Annotated in this window: 16 protein-coding genes; 4 read left to right on the top strand and 12 right to left on the bottom strand. The window is 67.0% G+C overall.

Features of this window, described 5'->3' with window-relative positions; all coding sequences use genetic code 11:
- Positions 1–94 precede the first annotated feature (94 nt).
- The 6 genes from V6Z91_RS06125 to V6Z91_RS06100 all read right to left on the bottom strand — a co-directional run bounded on the left by V6Z91_RS06125 (position 95) and on the right by V6Z91_RS06100 (position 6908).
- Entirely contained in the window at positions 95–1447 is a 1353-nt protein-coding gene (locus V6Z91_RS06125) for an ATP-binding protein (protein WP_338767993.1), read from the bottom strand.
- Between the two features lie 5 nt (positions 1448–1452).
- Complete coding sequence (locus tag V6Z91_RS06120) at positions 1453–2187, bottom strand: response regulator transcription factor (RefSeq protein ID WP_338767991.1); 735 nt, start codon at positions 2185–2187, stop codon at positions 1453–1455.
- A gap of 180 nt (positions 2188–2367) precedes the next feature.
- The gene (locus V6Z91_RS06115) at positions 2368–2688 is read right to left on the bottom strand and encodes a DUF3325 domain-containing protein (protein ID WP_338767988.1); all 321 of its coding nucleotides are present in this window, start codon (positions 2686–2688) and stop codon (positions 2368–2370) included.
- Positions 2685–4343, bottom strand: coding sequence for a PepSY-associated TM helix domain-containing protein (locus V6Z91_RS06110; protein WP_338767986.1), 1659 nt, complete (start codon positions 4341–4343; stop codon positions 2685–2687). The genes V6Z91_RS06115 and V6Z91_RS06110 overlap by 4 nt, the downstream gene beginning before the upstream one ends.
- Complete coding sequence (locus V6Z91_RS06105; protein ID WP_338767983.1) at positions 4340–4645, bottom strand: DUF3649 domain-containing protein; 306 nt, start codon at positions 4643–4645, stop codon at positions 4340–4342. The genes V6Z91_RS06110 and V6Z91_RS06105 overlap by 4 nt, the downstream gene beginning before the upstream one ends.
- Positions 4646–4706: 61 nt before the next feature.
- Positions 4707–6908, bottom strand: coding sequence for a TonB-dependent siderophore receptor (locus V6Z91_RS06100; protein ID WP_338767980.1), 2202 nt, complete (start codon positions 6906–6908; stop codon positions 4707–4709).
- 507 nt (positions 6909–7415) lie between these two features.
- Here V6Z91_RS06100 and V6Z91_RS06095 point away from each other — a divergent pair.
- The gene (locus tag V6Z91_RS06095) at positions 7416–8831 is read left to right on the top strand and encodes an MFS transporter (RefSeq protein ID WP_338767978.1); all 1416 of its coding nucleotides are present in this window, start codon (positions 7416–7418) and stop codon (positions 8829–8831) included.
- Positions 8800–11169, top strand: coding sequence for an NdvB protein (locus tag V6Z91_RS06090; RefSeq protein WP_338767976.1), 2370 nt, complete (start codon positions 8800–8802; stop codon positions 11167–11169). The genes V6Z91_RS06095 and V6Z91_RS06090 overlap by 32 nt, the downstream gene beginning before the upstream one ends.
- Before the next feature lie 20 nt (positions 11170–11189).
- Here the strand turns inward: V6Z91_RS06090 and V6Z91_RS06085 are convergent, their stop codons facing one another.
- Positions 11190–11696, bottom strand: coding sequence for a gluconokinase (locus V6Z91_RS06085; RefSeq protein WP_338767974.1), 507 nt, complete (start codon positions 11694–11696; stop codon positions 11190–11192).
- Between the two features lie 173 nt (positions 11697–11869).
- Positions 11870–12898: a LacI family DNA-binding transcriptional regulator gene (locus tag V6Z91_RS06080; protein ID WP_338767972.1), complete on the bottom strand. Its 1029-nt coding sequence runs from the start codon at positions 12896–12898 to the stop codon at positions 11870–11872.
- A 191-nt stretch (positions 12899–13089) separates the two neighbouring features.
- Between V6Z91_RS06080 and V6Z91_RS06075 the strand changes: the two genes are divergently transcribed.
- The gene (locus V6Z91_RS06075; RefSeq protein ID WP_338767970.1) at positions 13090–13782 is read left to right on the top strand and encodes a YafY family protein; all 693 of its coding nucleotides are present in this window, start codon (positions 13090–13092) and stop codon (positions 13780–13782) included.
- A 324-nt stretch (positions 13783–14106) separates the two neighbouring features.
- Here the strand turns inward: V6Z91_RS06075 and V6Z91_RS06070 are convergent, their stop codons facing one another.
- The 4 genes from V6Z91_RS06070 to V6Z91_RS06055 form a co-directional block, all read right to left on the bottom strand.
- The gene (locus tag V6Z91_RS06070; protein ID WP_338767967.1) at positions 14107–15063 is read right to left on the bottom strand and encodes an alpha/beta hydrolase-fold protein; all 957 of its coding nucleotides are present in this window, start codon (positions 15061–15063) and stop codon (positions 14107–14109) included.
- A gap of 59 nt (positions 15064–15122) precedes the next feature.
- The gene (locus V6Z91_RS06065) at positions 15123–15959 is read right to left on the bottom strand and encodes an HDOD domain-containing protein (protein ID WP_338767964.1); all 837 of its coding nucleotides are present in this window, start codon (positions 15957–15959) and stop codon (positions 15123–15125) included.
- Between the two features lie 108 nt (positions 15960–16067).
- On the bottom strand, positions 16068–16355 hold the full coding sequence (locus tag V6Z91_RS06060) for a hypothetical protein (protein ID WP_338767962.1): 288 nt from the start codon (positions 16353–16355) through the stop codon (positions 16068–16070).
- 7 nt (positions 16356–16362) lie between these two features.
- Complete coding sequence (locus V6Z91_RS06055) at positions 16363–16764, bottom strand: MarR family transcriptional regulator (RefSeq protein ID WP_338767960.1); 402 nt, start codon at positions 16762–16764, stop codon at positions 16363–16365.
- A 142-nt stretch (positions 16765–16906) separates the two neighbouring features.
- On the opposite strand from V6Z91_RS06055, the gene V6Z91_RS06050 reads away from it, so the two are divergent.
- Entirely contained in the window at positions 16907–17848 is a 942-nt protein-coding gene (locus tag V6Z91_RS06050) for a helix-turn-helix domain-containing protein (RefSeq protein WP_338767957.1), read from the top strand.
- Positions 17849–18019: the final 171 nt, after the last annotated feature.

Below are 18019 nucleotides of genomic sequence, written 5' to 3'. Positions count from 1 at the left end.
CAGTCCCCGATTTTTTACAACACTTTTTGTGGCGTTTTTGCCATCTGAAACCGTGGGGACAGTCCCCGTGGTGTCCCCGTGGTGTTTTTGCAACTCAGGCGGGGAGGAGGATCGTGGCGCGCAGGCCGCGGGTCGCGCGGTTGGAAAGGGTGACCTTGCCGCCGTGGGCTTCGATGCAGGAGCGGGCGATGGCGAGGCCGAGGCCGACGCCGCCCAGCTCGGGCTGGCGCGATGCGTCGAGGCGGTAGAAGGGCTTGAAGACGTCGTCCAGCCGGTCGGCCGGGATGCCGGGGCCTTCGTCGTCGATCGTGATGCGCACGGCGGCCCGGCCGCCGTCGATGCGCGCGGCCGCCACGCCGATCCGGGCGCTGCGCCCATAGCGCACGGCGTTATCGACGAGGTTCGTCAGCGCGCGCCGGATCGCCAGCGGGCGGCAGCGGCAGGGCAGGGTGGGCGGGGAGGACAGGGCCCCGCCATCGGCCAGGGCGACGTCGCGCCCCTGCGCTGCCTGGTCGGCCGCGATCTCGCCGGCCATCGCCCCGAGGTCGGTTTCGATGGTTGGCTCGTCCTGCGCGTCGTCTTTGGAAAAGCGCAGCGTTTCCTCGATCATCGCGGCCATGTCGCGCAGCGTGCGCTGCATGCCGGTGCGCACCTCGTCGTCGTCGACCAGCTCCGCGCGCAGCCGCAGCGAGGTGACCATCGAGCGCAGGTCGTGGCTGATCGAGGCCAGCATGCGCTTGTGGTCTTCCAGGTAGCGCGTCAGCCGCGCCTGCATGATGTTGAACGACGCCGTCACTTCGCGCGCCTCGCGCGGGCCGCTCAAGGTCAACGGTTCGTACTCGCCGCGGCTTACCCGCTCGGCGCCTTGCGACAGCGCCTGGATGGGCCGCAGGATGCGCCGCACGAACACGATGCCGATCACCAGCACCGGCAGCGTGCTGACGGGGATCGAGAAGCGCAGCGGCTTCCACCACCATTGCGTGTTGGCGATCGGCTGCTGGACGCTGTTGACCCAACCCTGCGGCAGCCGCAGCGCCACGGCAAGCGTCGGATGGCCGTCCTCCCGCGCCGGGGAAGCGAGCGATACCCGCACCGCGTCCGCCGGCAGCCGCAATTCGTGCTGCAGCGTGGCCTGCAGCGAGCGCTCTTCCTCGTCCAATGCGGTGTCGGGGACAGCGCTGCTCGCGCCGATGCGGTGATGCGATGTTTCCGTATCCAGCGCGGCCAGCAGCGCGTTGCCGGAGTCGGCGTCATGCTGCACGAGCGCCAGCCGGTAGGCCGATGCCACGTTTTCCAGCACATAGCGCCGCGACATCCGGTGCAAGGTGCCGCCGCCGCTGGTCGACGCGGTAGCCACCAGCGCGATCAGGTGCGCCGCCAGCAGGCCGCAGATCAACAGGCTGACGAACTGGCCGGCCATCGTCTTCGGCAACAGCCGAGTAAGCACTGACTTCACGGGAGGGCGGCCTGTGGCGCGGCTGCGCAAGGCGTCACGGTGGCGGCGAACAGGTAGCCGTTGCCCCACACGGTCTTGAGCAGGCTGGGGCGGCGGGAATCCGGTTCGAGCTTCTTGCGCAGACGGCTCACCTGGCTGTCGATGCTGCGGTCGAATGCCAGCGCGTCGCCGCCGCCGATCAGGTCCATCAGCCGGTCGCGCGACAGCGTGGTTCCCGGGTGCTCGACCAGCACTCGCAGCAACCGGTATTCGGCGCTGGACAGGGCCGCCGGCTGGCCGTCCGGATCGAACAGCTCATGCTTGCCGAGATCGAGGTACCAGCCGTTGAAAGCATAGCCGCCCGCCACCGGCGTGGACGACCGGCGCCAGCGCCGCAGCACGGTGCGGATGCGCGCCACCAGCTCCGGCGGGTCGAACGGCTTGACGACGTAATCGTCGGCACCGCTGTCCAGGCCCGCCACCTTGTCGGCGGACGTGTGCATGGCCGTCAGCAGGATCACCGGCGTATCGAGCGTGGCGCTCACGCGCCGGCACAGCGACAACCCGTCCTCGCCCGGCATCATCACGTCCAGCACGATCAGGTCGAAGCGTTCCTTGCGCAACAGCGCGCCCGCCTCAACGGCATCGGCCGCGGTCGACACCGCAAGCCCTTGCCGCCGCAAGTAGGCGGCCAGGGAATCGCGGATATCGGGGTGGTCGTCGACGACGAGGATGTGATCGGCTGCGCTCATCGGTAAATTCTGCGAATGATTCTCATTTACCGTTATTGTAGCAGCGCAACCGTGCCCCTGCCATGCGTGACGAGGCTTAGCGCGCCTAACAAAACCCGCAGGGCAAGGCGCGGCGTCGAAGACAGTACACCTGTAGGGCGAGACGTTGCAACGCAGCCATGGGGGTTTTGTTAGGCGCTCTTACGCCACCAGCCAGGCGACGGTGCCGAGCAGCGCAGCCGCCGGCGCCGTCCACCGTACCGGCCGCGGTGAATAGGTCATCTGCAAGCCCACCGCCAGCGCGGCAAGGGTGAGAAAGCCCAGCCAGGCGAGAATGCCGACCGACGTGCCCCAGGCGGCGATCGCCGGCACCAGCGCCACCGCCAGCAGCAGCCAGCCGCCCAGCCGCAGCGGCATGGCCGGGACGGCCTTGCCTGCCACCTGCTCCTGGTGCCGTTCCATCGACAGCGATACGGCGGCCATCGCCGCATAGCTCAGGGCTAAGACGACGAGCGCGTTCACGGCGTCACCTCCTTCAGGACCGCGGGTGCGGCGGCTACCGCGACCGGCCTGTCCTTCCTGATCAAATGCCGGGCAGTCCAGCCGAACAGCGCCGCGATCGCCAGCATGGCGAAATCGAAGCCGACGATGGCCCACTGCCCCAGCGCGGCGCTGGTGAACAGGCCATGGCCGCCCGTCAGCGGGTTCAGGATGGGCAGCAGCACGAACAGCAGGGCGACGGCGCCGCACTGTTCCTTCCATGCCGCGCGCGCCGGGCGCAATCCCGCATGCGCGAGCGAAGCGAGCCACACGAGGAAGAAACCGTTGATTTCCCACGCGGCCCGTTCCGCCATCTCCACCGGCAGCAGGCGGTTCAGCCAGAAGTAGGCGCCCGTCGCCAGCGCCAGGCCCGTGATGACCCCGATATTGGTCACTTCCACCAGCCGGTGCCCGAATGGCGTGCGGCCCAGCTTCTTGCGCTCCGGCGCTCGCTTGACCACCCACAGCACCAGGCCGGTCGCCACCATCGCGGTGCCGACCACACCGGACAGGAACAGCAGCCAGCGCACCGTCGGCCCGGCGAACCGGCCCATGTGGGCGCTGGTGAAGACGTTGCTCACCGCGCTGGCGGCCGATGGCGTCGGCAGCGGCGGGCGCTCCTTGATCTTGCCGGTAGCGGCATCGAAGATGAGCCGCGCGGAGGCACCACGCGTCGTCAGGCTGTCGCTGCCATGGGCGCGCAGTTCGACCGTTGCTCCCGGCTTGTTCGGGCGGTTGACGGTAATGCGGCCGACCTCATGGTCAGGCCACTCGATCCGCGCCTGCGCCATCATGGGACCGATCGCCGCCGCCAGGTCGACCTGTTCGCCGCCGCCTTCGCGCGAGCGGCCGCCGCGGCCTTCCCGTCCGCCACCTTCGCGCTGCTGCTGCGCATTGCCGGGCACCATGCCGCGCCGCTCCATGTTGTAGGCTTGCCGGTCGCCGCCGTAAGCGGCATCCGCGCCCCAGGGCATCAGCATCGCCATCAGGAGCAGCAGGCCGGAGAACGTGATCATGATATGGAAGGGCAGCGCCAGCACGGCCGAGGCATTGTGCGCGTCGAGCCAGGAACGCTGGCCCTTCTTCGGCCGGAACGTGAAGAATTCGGCGAAGATCTTCTTGTGCGTGATGACGCCGCTGATGATCGCCACGAACATGAACATGGTGGCGATGCCCACGATCCAGCGGCCGGTGACGCGATCCATCGCATGCAGCTCGAAGTGGAAGCGGTACAGGAAATTGCCGCCCCGCGTCTCGCGCGCTTCGATCCTTTCGCCGGTGGCGGCATCGAGTTCGGCGCGCTTCGTGCCGGCCCTGCCGGCCGGGGCATTCCGGTCGCGCCAGCTGGCCGCCACGGTGGTCTGCCGCTCGCTCGGCAGCTCCAGCGTCCACGTGTTCGCGTTCGGGGCGAGCTTGTGCATCGCGGCCAGCGCCATCGCGGCCGTGTGCGCCGCATCCCCGGTGGGCACCGAGGCATGCAGCTCCGGCTTCATCCACAGGTTCACTTCGTCGAGGAAGTAGCTGAGCGTGCCCGTGAAGAACACGGCGTACAGCAGCCAGCCCAGTGCGATGCCGGTCCAGGTGTGCAGCCACGACATCGACTGGCGGATGCCCTCGGGCTTGTTGTCCGGTCTCATGCCACCCCCTTCGCCAGCCAGGTGCCTGCCGCCAGCAGGGCGGCGGGCAGGGCGACGCCGAGCCATGCGCGCCGCGTGTCCGCCACCGCGAAGACCCAGATCGCGGCGCACAGGTGCACCAGGAACGACGACATCGTGGCCGTTGTGACGGCGTCCACGCGGGCCATGCCGGTCTGCTGCAGCCACAGGCTCATGCATGCCGCCCACGCGGCGGCCAGCGCATAGCCGCCGAAGATGGCCGCCACGCTGCGCGAGGCCACCCGCCACCGGTAGGCGGCGGGGAGTGGAGAGTTCTTGCTCACGGTAGTTCCTTCAAAAGAACGGCCCGCGCGAGCGCGGGCCAGGTTCAAGGCGTCGGCGCGATCAGAACGACGACGTGAGGCTGACGAACAGCGAGCGCCCCGCCTCGTTGTAGGTGGCCGCACCCGCGCTGGAGCCGGTGCTCTCGCGGAACAGGCGCTCGTCGAACAGATTGTTGATGCCGGCGCGCAGGCGCACATTTCTAGTGAACGCATAGCCGGCGCTCACGCCCCACACGCTGTAAGGATCGAGCGTGTTCAGCGCGTCCCCGGTGGCCGGCGCGCCCTGCGTGGTCAGGCGGCGCGGCTCCTGCTTGCCATACCAGGTGCCGGTGAACAGCAGCGATACCTTGTCGTTCACCTGCCAGTCGAGCGAGGTGTTCAGCGTGAACTCGGGAATCACGGACAGCGGCTCGCCCGTGGTCTTGTTCTCGTTCTCGATCATGTAGGTGAGGTTGTTGATGAACTTCACGCCGGTACCGAACGGGATCGTCAGGTTGCCCTCGATACCCTGCACCACGGCCTTCGGCGCGTTCTCCCACTGGAACAGGCGGCCGTTGGCCGAGGTGTTGCCCAGCAGCGTGTCCATGCCGCCCACGATCTTGTTGCGGTAATCGTTATGGAAGTACGTGGCGCTGGCGCTGTAGCCCGCATCGCTCCAGCCGATGCCGATTTCCTTGTTGACCGATGTTTCCGCTGCCAGGTTGTCGTTGCCGCGCAGGTAGCAGCCGCCGCCCAGGTTCGGGTTGTTGACGGGGCAGCCGTTGCCGCGCGTGTAGTACAGGTAGTTCGGGTTCGACTGGTACAGGTTTGGCGCCTTGAAGGCGCGGGCGATGCCGCCTTTCAGGGTGACGGTCGGCGTCAGGCTGTAGGAGGCGTTCAGGCTCGGGCTCCAGTTGCTGCCGAACTGGCTGTGCTTGTCGAAGCGCACACCGGGCGTCAGCATCAACTCGTTCGTTACGCCGATATTGTCTTCCACGTACACGGCATACGTTTCCGCATCGGCCTTGCCATCGCGGTTCGTGACGGCCAGGCCGGGAATCGCGGTTGCCGTCTGCGTCATCGAGTACGGGTCGTCGAGCTTTTCCTTGCGCAGGTCGAAGCCCACGGTAAGCATCTGCGAGCGGCCGAACAGCTTGCCCGGCATATTGACTTCACCGTTGACGACGTAGTTCTCCAGCTCGGACGTGGACCACGACGTGGCATTCGAGATGCTGCCTTCCGGCCCGCCGGCCAGGCCCTCGTTCAGGCGCGTATTGTCCGTGTTCTCGAATTGCACGGAGAGCTTCGAGGTGCCGAAGTCCCACTTGCCGCGATGCGTCAGCGACGCGGTGCGGCGGATCATCACGTTCGTTTCCGCGCCGGCATTGGCCAGTTCGCCCAGCAGCGGCGTGCCGGTGGCGTTTACCGCGCGGTCGCCCGCGTAGATATTGCCCTGGCGCGAGAAGGCCGATTCCAGCTCCAGCACCTGGCCCGGTGCCAGGTCCCAGCGCAGCAGGCCGCCCACGTCGCGATTGCGCACGCCTTCGCGTCCGGCGGGCGGGATCGCGCCGGCGGCCGTGTTTTCCGGCGTGGCGTTGATCGACAGGCCGTCCGCATCGGTCTTGTTCACGTTGCCGAACAGGCGGAACGAGAACTGGCCGGCGAGCGGGCCGGACAGGTTGAAGCCCAGGCGCTTCGTCGCGCTTTCCTCGCCGTGCTCCGGCGCCAGCGCATAGGCCGTCACGGAGCCGGACAGTTTGTTGCCCGGCTTCTTCGTGATGATGTTCACGACGCCACCGGCGGCACCCGAGCCGTAGCGCGCCGCGGCCGGGCCGCGCAGCACCTCGATGCGCTCGACCAGCTCGGCCGGCACCCAGTTCGTGTCGCCGCGCGCATTGCGTTCGCCGCTGCGGCCCATCCGCACGGAGTTGCGCGACATGACGGGTTTACCGTCGACCAGGATCAGGGTGTTCTCCGGGCCCATGCCGCGCAGGTCGATCTGGCGGTTGTTGCCGTACTGGCCCGTGGAGCTGTTGCCCGTGAGGTTCACGCCCGGCATCGTGCGGATGATTTCCGACAGGTCGTTGGCGGGTGGGCGCGCCTCGATGTCGACGGCGGTGATCGTCGACACGCCGGGCGCCTGCTTCAGTTCCTCCTCGGCGGTGGCGGTGACCTGCACTTCGGCCAGTCGCTGTTCGGGGGCAACCTGGGCAAGGGCGGCGGGGGAGAGGAACGCCAGGCACAGGGCGGCGGCGAGCGGGGTGCGTTGCAGAGTGTGATTCATCTTTCGATCCTGTTGTTGTGTCTTTGACGGCCGCCGAACGTGAACGATGAGCGGTATCCCGGCCGCTTGCAATTGAGAATGATACTCATTTAGATCGAAAAAAGTTTGTCAAAGTGTGGCGGCCGCAATCGGGCGGCCCCCCATGAAGTTGTTGACTTCGCAAAAACTCGTGATTACACTGATTGCATCTGTTAGCGCTATCAGAGCAGTACGAGAAATCATCGAAAAACAAGCGCGTTGAACAGTAAAAAATTTTGTTAGCGCTGCCAGCGATGCCCACGAGAGGCACGCGCAGCGAGTTGCAGGAGGAGACGACCATGCTGCACAACAAGCCACCCGCCAACACCACCGCTGCGGCCGCCGCGCCGCGCGCGCCAGGGGCAGCATGAAGAAAGGTCCGATGGGCGGACCGGGTTACACTTTCCCGGTCTGTTTTTTCTGTGCGGGTGGGCAATTGGTTCCGCCCGCGCAGTTTTTTTCCTCCAATTCCCAGGCGCGGGCTCCTGAATGAACAAGCATCCGAGCACCCGGCTGTCCTGGCGCGAAAAAATCAGCTATGGCATCGCGGACATGGGGTTCAATTTCTATTGGACCAATGTCGCCACCTTCCTCCTGATCTTCTACACCGACGTGTTCGGCATCTCGGCCGCCGCGGCCGCGTCGATGATGTTCGCCATCAAGCTGATCAACGCCTTTACCGATCCCATGATCGGCGCGGTGGCCGACCGCACCACGACCCGCTACGGCAAGTTCCGCCCCTACCTCGTGTGGGTAGCCGTGCCGCTGGGCTGCGCCGCCGTGCTCACCTACACCACGCCCGACCTGGAAGGCGATGCGCGCCTGGCATGGGCGTATGGCACTTACCTGCTGATGATGGTGTGCTACACCGCGATCAACATCCCGTACAACGCGCTCTCCGGCGTGATGTCGGCCGACCCGCAGGAACGCTCCACCATCAACGGCCTGCGCTTCATCTGCGCCTTCGGCGGCAGCATGCTCGTCACGGCGGCCACCCCGGCGATGGTGAAGGCGTTCGGCAACGGCAATGACGAGCGGGGCTGGCAGCTGACGATGGCCGCCTGGGCGGTGGCGGCCGGCGTGATGTTCCTGATCACCTTCTTCAATACGCGCGAGCGCATCGCCCCGCCGCCGCAGCAACAGACCAATGTGATGCAGGACGTGAAAGACCTGTCGCGCAACGGCCCGTGGGTGGTGCTGTTCTTCCTGGCGCTGATCATCATGGTCACGATCACGCTGCGCACCACCACGGCGGCGTATTACTTCAAGTACGTGGTCGGGCAGCCGGAGCTGATGGGCACCTTCGTTTCCGTGTACATGTTCGCGGCCGCCGTCGGTGCCGCCCTCTCGCCGCTGATGACGCGCTTCGTCGACAAGAAGAAGCTGATGATCATCCTGATGAGCGCCACGGCCGTGCTGTCGGCCGTCTACTTCTTCGTACCAAAGGACCAGGTATGGCTGATGTTCGTCCTGCAGGCTTGCCTGGGCCTCGTGCTGGGGCCGAAGTCGCCGCTGGCCTTCTCCATGTATGCCGACACGGCCGACTACAACGAATGGCGCACCGGCCGGCGCGCCACGGCCATGACGTTCGCCGCCGCCACGTTCTCGCAAAAGCTCGGCACGGCGCTGGCGGTTGCCGTCATCGGCGCGCTGTTCACCGCGCTGGGCTACGTGCCGAACGCCGCGCAAAGCCCGGATTCCACGGCCGGCATCGTGTGGTTGATGTCGCTGATCCCCGCCGCCTTCGCGCTGCTGGCGGTGGGGGTGATGTGCTGCTACCGCCTCGATGCCGCCACCTTGCGCACCATCCAGTCCGACCTCGCCGCGCGCAAGCCGGCCGAGCCTGAAATTCGCAACTCCGGAGACGAACCCGATGCACTCCCCGACCCTGCGCCCGTCCGCTGACGGCCAGCGTTATGAACTGTTGTCCCCCACCGCCATGCCGCGCTCGGCCGGCTTCCTGTGGAACCGCAAGATGATGATCCAGGTGAACTGCCGCGGCTATGCGGTCGCGCAGTTCATGCAGCCGGAACCGGCCAAGTATTCGTATGCGCCGAACCTGGAAGCGAAGACCTTCATGCAGCCGGAGCAGGGCTACTACGCGCACCACCCGGGCCGCTTCTTCTACGTGAAGGACGAGGAAACGGGCGAGCTGTTCTCCGCGCCCTACGAACCGGTGCGCGCCGCGCCCGACCGCTACGAATTCTCGGCCGGAAAAAGCGATATGGCATGGACGGTCGAGGCGCTCGGCATCCGCATCGAGCTGGCGCTCGGCCTGCCGGTGGACGACGTGGCCGAGCTGTGGTCGCTGAAGGTCACCAACCTGTCCGGCCGGCCGCGCCGGCTGTCGGTGGTGCCGTACTTCACGATCGGCTACATGAGCTGGATGAACCAGTCGGCCGAGTACCGCGCCGACCTGCAGGGCATCGTGGCTTCGTGCGTGGCGCCGTACCAGAAGGTGGCCGACTACTTCAAGCAGAAGGACTTCAAGGACAAGACCTTTTTCCTGTGCGAGCGCGCCCCCGATGCATGGGAGGCGGCCCAGGAGGCGTTCGAGGGCGAGGGCGGGCTGCATGCGCCATCCGCGCTGCGGGCGGAAACGCTCGCGGGCGGCGACGCGCGCTATGAAACGCCGGTGGCCGCCGTGCAGTACCGGCTCGCGCTGCCGGGCGACGGCAGCGAGGAGTACCGCTTCCTGTTCGGACCCGCGTTCGACGACGCCGAGATCGCCGCGCTGCGCGAGCGTTACCTGTCCGCCGCCGGGTTTGCCCGTGCCCGCGAGGCGTATGCCGCCTACATCGGCGCCGGCGCCGGCTGCGTGAAGGTGGAAACGCCGGACCCGGAATTCGACAACTTCATCAACCACTGGCTGCCGCGCCAGGTGTATTACCACGGCGGCTCGAACCGCCTCACGACCGACCCGCAGACGCGCAACTACCTGCAGGACAATATGGGCATGAGCTTCGTGCACCCGCCCACGGCGCGCGGCGCCTTCCTGCATGCGCTGTCGCAGCAGGAACCGACGGGCGCGATGCCGGACGGGATCCTGCTCGTCGAAGGCGCGGAGCTGAAGTACATCAACCAGGTGCCGCACACCGACCACTGCGTGTGGCTGCCCGTGTGCCTGAAGGCCTACCTGGACGAGACGGCGGATTGGGCGCTGCTCGACGAACTGGTGTTCGACCGCGATGGCCATGGCCTCACCGTGGCGCAGCGCATCGGCCGGGCCATGGACTGGCTGCTGAAGGAGCGCGACGAGCGGGGCCTGTCCTACATCGCCCAGGGCGACTGGTGCGATCCGATGAACATGGTGGGCTACAAGGGCAAGGGCGTGTCAGGCTGGCTGACCGTCGCCGCCGCGTATGCGCTCAAGCTGTGGGCGGAGATGTGCGCGCAGCACAAGGACGAGGAAGGTGCCCGGCACTTCCGCGCCGGCGCACAGGCGCTGAACGACGCGGCCAATGCACACCTGTGGGATGGCCGCTGGTTCGCGCGCGGCATCACCGACGACGGCGTGGTATTCGGCGTGGCCGACGACAGGGAAGGGCGCATCTGGCTCAACCCGCAGGCATGGTCGATGCTGTCCGGCGCGGCCAGCGCGGAGCAGCGCGCCTCGATGATTCATGAGGTGGAACAGCAACTGCACACGCCATACGGCGTGCAGATGTTCGCGCCGCCGTTCTCGAAGATGCGCGAGGACGTGGGCCGCGTCACCCAGAAGCATCCCGGCTCGGCGGAGAACGGCGCCGTGTACAACCACGCGGCCGCGTTCTACATCTACAGCCTGTATGACGGCGCCGACGGCGAACGGGCCTGGGACCTGATGCGCAGGATGATTCCCGGCCCGGACGAGGCGGATTACCTGCGGCGCGGCCAGCTGCCCGTGTTCATCCCGAACTACTACCGCGGCGCGTGGCGCGAGTATCCGCGCACGGCGGGGCGGTCGAGCCACCTGTTCAATACGGGCACGGTGTCGTGGATCTATCGCAGCGTGATCGAGGGCCTGTGCGGCCTGGTCGGCGATGCGGAAGGCCTGCGCGTGGCGCCGCAGCTGCCGGCAAGCTGGCAAGGCATGAAGGCTGTGCGCGCGTTCCGCGGCGCGACCTTCGAGGTGTCGATCCGGCGTGGCGACGTGCCGGCGATCCAGGTGCGCCGCGATGGCGAGCTGTTGCCTGAAGCGCGCGTGACCGGCATCGAGGCCGGCCGCACGTACCGGCTGGAGGTGACCGTGCCTGCCGCATGACGGCACGGCGGCCGGCGTGATCAGCCGGCTGTCGTGATGTGGTCGACCAGGGCGGCCACGTCTTCGCGGATATCGAGCGTGATGCCCGCTTCGTCCGGCTGCAGCGGTTCGAGCGTGGCGAACTGGCTGTCCAGCAGCGACAGCGGCATGTAGTGGCCCGTACGCGCGGCCATGCGCTCGGCGATCAGGTCGCGCGAGCCCGCCAGGTGGGCGAAGCGCAGGTTCGGCACGCCTTCACGCAGCAGGTCGCGATAGCGGCGCTTCAAGGCAGAACAGCCCACCACGATTCCTTCGCCGCGCTGCGCAGCATCGCGGATTTCGCCCTGCAGGCTGGCCAGCCAGTGCAGGCGGTCGCCATCGGTCAGCGGCACGCCGGCGCTCATCTTGGCCACGTTTTCCGGCGAGTGGTAGCGGTCGCCCTCCACGTAGCGCACACCGAGCCGCTCGGCCAGCGCCGCTCCCACGGAACTCTTGCCGCATCCGGCCACGCCCATTACCACCCAGCGCGGGGCATCCTGTTTAGTCATCTCGCCCTCTGATAGCGCTAACACAATTTTTCATTCTACTGCACGAAGTGGCCTATTTCAAGGCAACCATTGCCCGAAAAATGGGGACGTACCCCATTTTCAGGGCAACCTTTCCGGGAAAATGGGGTACGTCCCCATTTTTGGAGCAACTTTTTTAGGCAACGATTTCACACTCAAGCGCTTTCGCGCGCCATCAGCGTGAACCCGAGATCCAGGTGCGGCTGCGCGGGCCGCTCGCCCCGGATGGCGGCGCGCAGCATCGTGGCGGCCTCGTAGCCGATCTTGTAGCGCGGCGTGCCGACCGTCGTCAGCGCGGGCTTCATCCACGCCGAGGCCGGCAGGTCGTTGAAGCCGCAGATGGCCAGCTGCTCCGGTACCGAAATGCCGCGGCGCTGGCACTGGTAGATGGCGCCATGCGCCAGGTCGTCGTTGCAGCAGAAGATCGCGTCGCAATCGGGCACCTGGGCCAGCATGCGGCCCAGCAGTTCGGCGCCCAGCGCGATGGTGGAAGGATCGGGCACCATCAGTTCCAGGCGCGGGTCGGCCAGGCCGGCGTCCGCCATCGCCTTGCGGTAGCCCTCGGCGCGGCGCAGCGTGCGCTCGTCGAGCTGGGCGCCGATGAAGCCGATGCGCTTCTTGCCCTTGCCGATCAGGTAGCGCGTCATCGCCTGACCTGCTTCCACTTGCGAGAAGCCGACGCACAGCGTCTCCGGGTCGGCCGACAGGTCCATCATCGACACCACCGGCACGCGCGACGTTTCCAGCATCTGCTGCACGCGGGTGCTGTGGGTGAGGCCGGAGAGCAGGATGCCGTCCGGATTCGACTGCATGTACACGTTCAGCAGCTTTTCTTCCTCGGCATCGGAATAGCGGGTGTTGCCGATCAGGAGCTGGTAATTGTCGTCGTCCAGCGCATCCTGGATCCCCTGAAGGACTGCGGTGAACACGGTGTTCGACAGCGAGGGCACGAGCACCACGATGACATTCGATTGGGCGGAGGCGAGGGCGCGGGCGGCGCGGTTCGGCACGTAGCCGAGTTCCTGCACCGCCTGCTCCACGCGCTGGCGCAGCAGCGACGACACGAGGTCGGGCTGGTTGATCGCGCGCGATGCCGTCATCGGCGCCACGCCGGCGCGGGCCGCCACGTCGCTCAGCGTGACTCTTCCGCTGGCGCGGCTCTTGGTAGAAGGGGATTTGCTCATATCTGGACGGGGCTGGGGGAACCCCTGGAATCGTACTTTGTTTATGTGTTGTTGGGCTGGATTTATCCATCAAATGGGAGAGCGTGTCAATCAAAGCTGCGCTGTCGATACCTGGCCGGCATGACCGAAGGGGCCGGTGGTACAGGCCCGCAGCCTCGTGCTAAGCTTGCCGTTTTACCATCGGAGGCCCCATGAGCCGTACCGGCCGCCTGTTCCAGCTGATGGACGCGTTGCGCGGCAACCGTCATCCCGTCACGGCCGCCGCGCTGGCGGACCGGCTGGGCGTTTCCGAGCGCACGATCTACCGCGACATCGCCGCGCTGGCCGAACTGGGCGCGCCGGTGCAAGGCTCCGCGGGCGTTGGCTACATGCTGAAAAGCGGCTTCTTCCTGCCGCCGCTGATGTTCTCCGCCGACGAGCTGGAAGCCCTCGTGCTGGGCGCGCGCTGGGTGCGCCGCCAGGGGGACGAGGCGCTATCGGCCGCTGCCGCCAGCGCGCTGGCCAAGATCGCCACCGCCACGCCGAAGGACTTGCGCGACGAGATGGCCGAAACCAGCCTGTGGGTGCCGATCGCGCCGCCGCATCCCGAACAGGAGGTGTTCGTGCGCCCGGCGCGCGAGGCGATCCGCCACCAGCACAAGCTGCGCATCTGCTACAGCGACGAGCAGGGGCGCGCGTCGGAACGCGTCGTCTGGCCGTTCGCGCTGGCCTACCTGGATGGCAAGCGCTTGCTGGCCGCGTGGTGCGAGCTGCGCGCGGCGCAGCGCCATTTCCGCATCGACCGGATCCGCGCCGCCGAGTCGATCGGGGAACGCTATCCCACACCCCGGCACGTGCTGATCCGGGCCTGGCGCGCCGAGCACGGCATTCGCGACGACTCCTGACAGAAACTGTCAGGCCCGCCCCTTACGATCATGGCGTCAAGGCAAGACTGACGAATATGCATCTTATGTGAACTGGCGCACAGAGTGCGGCATGTCCGACTAGTACTATGGAACCGTCTCTTTCAGGACATCCCTAGTTTTGGACTTGGCCCGCTTTCGAGCGGGCATTTTTTTGTCCGTACGATCGGCGCCTCGATGGAGCGTTGATGGAGAACCTGTACGAGATATTGCTGGGGCGGCCGCCGTCCACGAAAGAGGCCGAGCCCGGCCCGAGAGTGCCGTTTGCGTGGGACGACGCCGATGGCGCCGGCCCCGACCGGCTGTTCAATCGCTACCGCCGCCTGCGCCTGGATGCGCGCGGCCTGGCGGCTCCTCGCTGCCCGGCAGCGCCCAGCGCAGCCCGCGCGTGATGACGGCGGGGCCCACGGTGAAGTGGTCTTCCTCGGGGATCACGTCCGCCATCACTTTGAGGCTCGGGTAGTTGCGCGACTTCAGTGCCGCCTTGAAGGCGCGCACGTCGCGCACCAGGTCTTCGCGCCGGTTGTAGCGCGGGCCTGGCCTGATCGTCTCGAACTCTCCCACCGCCAGCAGCACATTGGCGCGGATATCCTTGCGCACCGCCGCCGCGGCTTTCTCGCGCTCGAACATCATGCGCCGGCCGAACCACAGCGAGGGGCTGCCCAGCACGTAGTTCTCGAACATGGGCCGGTCGCCCAGCAGCATTTCCAGCCCGAGCAGCGAGCCATACGCATGGCCGATATAGGTCTTGCGGTGCATGTCCACGCGGTAGTGCCTGGCCACGAACGGGAACACGTCGTTGGCGATGAAGCGGGCAAAATCGGCGGCCTCGCCGAACTTCGGTTCGCGGCCCGGCATGTCGGACTTGATCTCGCCCTCGCCGGGCTGCCCCGGCGTGTAGTCGCGGCGGCGGCTGTATTCGGGCGAGTCGCCGTTCGCATACGCCAGGCCCACGAGCACGAATTCATCGATCGTGCGGCCCTTGCGGCCCACGCGGCTGGCGATCGCGCGCGCGAGCGGGAATGCATACGGCGCATCGGTGACGAACACCACCGGATAGCTGCGCCCGGAGCGGGCGTAGGAGGCGGGCAGGCTCACGTAGATCTGGTAATCGCGCTGCAGCTCGCGGGCACGCACGGTGCGCACCTCCGTGCCTTCCAGCACATACGGCGCACCCTCGAGCGCGATCGATGCGCCCTGGGCCTGCGCGCCGCCGGCCACGAAGCAGCACGCCACGGCGCAGGCGCGGAGAAGGTTCTTCATGTTGTCGGCGAGGCAAAAAAGCCGATTATCGCCGAAATGCCGGGCAGCGGGTCAGGGCATCAGGACATCATCAGCGCGATGCGCAGCGAGCGCACTTCGTCGCGCGATTCGTCGAGAATCGCCTGCAGCGTGCCGTCGCCCACGGCGAAATCGAGCGTGCGGGCCGCCAGCACCGTGGTGGCGCCGGGCGGCACGTGCATGGGCGAAGGTTCGGGAGCCAGGTCGTCCGCCAGCAGCAGCGTGTCGCCCAGCGTTTCCGGCGGCAGTGCGCGCAGGCCGGTCCACATCGCTTCGACGGCGCGCACCACCGGTTCGGGCACCATCAGCGCGGCCAGCACGCCGCGGCCGATCGCCGCCTCGCCATGCGCGATCCAGGTGTCCGGCTCGCCATCGAACAGGCCGGGGAATTCTTCCGCGCGCGACAGGGCGTAGAACGCGCCCACCTCGTGCACGATGCCCGCGAACAGCGCCGTATCCGGGTCCACGTGCGTCACGCGGCGCGCGATCACCTGGGCCAGCGCGGCCACGTGGGCCGTGTGCGCCCACAACCGGTCCGCCATGGCGCGCGCGCCGGGCGGCAGGGTGCCGCCGAGCTGGCGCACGATCAGCGCGGCCACCAGTGATTGCAGCGTGCGCACGCCCAGGCGCTGCACGGCGGCACGCACGCTGGAGATCGGCGTGCCGGACCGGTTGAAGGCAACGGAATTGGCGATGGCCACGGTGCGCGCGGCCAGCAGCGGGTCGGCGCCGATCAGGCGCGCCGCGAGGTCCACGTGGCAATCGGGATCGACGAGGGCCTGCTGGAGCTTGATGGAAGCCTCCACGCTGGCGGGAAAAGCGAGCTCGCCGCGGCCGGCCTGGGCCGCGATCGTATTGAAGGCTTCAAATTTGTCCATCGAAAAATTATACCCACAATATTGCCGCGTGGAAACAATTTATCGATGGCCGGGGTGTGATGTTGCGCGGATGCCGCTGCGGGCGCGCGCCGTTCGCCGCGCTGCGGCTCACTCCTGCCGGAAGATGGCGTCGCAACCCTCGTGCGTGGTGCCGTCCATGTCGGCCAGCTCGTCGGTGAGCTCCAGGTCTTCCAGCTCCTCGACGGCATTGGTGAAGCTGTTGTGCTTGGTGGCGCCGATCAGGCGGTAGATGTCGCCATCCTCGTTGCGCACGCCGATCAGGAATTTCTGGGCGCGCACTTCGTCCTCGGTGGTGGTTTCCAGCAGCAGGTTGCCGGAGATGTCTTTGTCGTACTTGGCGGGCTTCACGCCGGCGATCAGGGTAGTTTTCAGCATCGTCTAGTCAGGAAGAGGTGGGTTCGGGCGAGGCATCGATCACGCTTTTCAGGCGCGCCAGCGCCCGTTCCAGCTCCACGTAATCGGCCTCGGTGTAATGGGAGAAGACGGCGCTGCCACGCGCGATTACGCGTGGGAACACGTCACGGAATACGTCTCCGCCCTGCGGGGTGAGCCGGATGAACCAGCTGCGCGCGTCGAGCGTGCTGCGCTCGCGCGTCACGAGGCCCTTTTGTTCCAGGCGTTCGATCACGCCCGTCAGCGTGCCTTTCGTGATCAGCGTGCGCTCGCCGAGCTCCTTGTAGGACATGCCCGGCGTATTGCCCAGCGTCGCGATGATGTCGAACTGGGCGTGCGTCAGGCCATTCTCGCGCACGTGGCGGCCGGACAGGCGCTCGAAGGCTTGCATGCATTCCGCCAGCAACCGGATACTTTTCAGATAACGTTCACCCATGGGCGGATTATAGCGGGGCGGCTGCCCGGCGCGGCGGCGCTTCGAACTGTTACCATAGCGGTCCCCAGTCCGCCCGGCCCCCGATACGCCATGTCCGATGTCGCTCGCTAACCTCGTCCGCCCCTGCCGCGAACAGCCGCTGCGCATGCTGCTCGTGAATGCCGGCGATGCCGAGAGCCTGACATGGTCCGGCCTGGCCCAGCCGCTGCGGCTGGCGCAGCGCATGCTCGGCGACGCGTTCGTGCTCGACATCCGCACCCTCGATGCGATCGCCGCCGATCCGGGCGCCGAATGCCATGTGGCGCTGCTGGTCGCGGACGAGCAGCAAGCCCCGCCACCGCCCGCCCTGCTGCACGCGGCGCTCGAGCGCTGCCGCGGCGCCGCGTGCTGGGGCGGCGTCGGCGCGGCCGTGCTGTGGCTGGCGAAGGCGGGGTACGCCGCCGGCGTGCGCATCGCGCTGCCGTGGGCACTGTACGGCGATGCCGACGAGGTCACCGAGCGGGCGATCCTCACCCAGCACCTGTTCGAATTCGACGGCCGGCACCTGACTTGCTGCGGCGGCGCCGCCAGCATCGACTTCGCCATCACGCTGCTCGACCAGCTGTTCGGCGGCGGCACCTGCGCGGCCGTCAAGGAAGCGTTGTGCATCGACCGCGTGCGCGGCGCCGAAGAAAGGCAGCGCGTGGCCCTGCAAGCCCGCTTCGGCGCGCTGCAGCCGAAGCTCTCCGAGGCCGTCACGCTGATGGAGGCCAATATCGAGGAACCGCTGTCCACCGACGACATCGCGCAACTGGTCGGCCTGTCGCGCCGGCAGCTCGAACGCCTGTTCAAGCAATACCTGGGCAGCCTGCCATCGCGCTACTACCTGGAACTGCGCCTGCAGCGCGCCCGGCAACTGCTGCTGGAAACCAACCACTCGATCGTGCAGGTGGGCCTGATGTGCGGCTTCTCCTCCGGCTCGCACTTCTCCACCGCCTTCGGCACCCTGTTCGGCAACACGCCGCGCGAAGAGCGGCAGCGCAAACTCGCCGCCGCGTAAAAAGTTGCTTCGAAAATGGGGACGTACCCCATTTTCCAGGAAATGTTTCCCGAAAAATGGGGTACGTCCCCATTTTTATGGCAACTATGGAAATTTGAAATTTCTTGTCGCATCTTCAAAAGAGTTTTAGCATCCCCGCTTTTACAATTTGTACTCACCGTGGACTTGCCG

The organism is Massilia sp. METH4 (assembly GCF_037094685.1).
In the GTDB taxonomy this organism is placed as follows: Bacteria; Pseudomonadota; Gammaproteobacteria; order Burkholderiales; family Burkholderiaceae_D; genus Rugamonas.
Note: the sequence above shows the minus strand (reverse complement) of the source record. Positions and strands in the feature narration are given on the sequence as shown.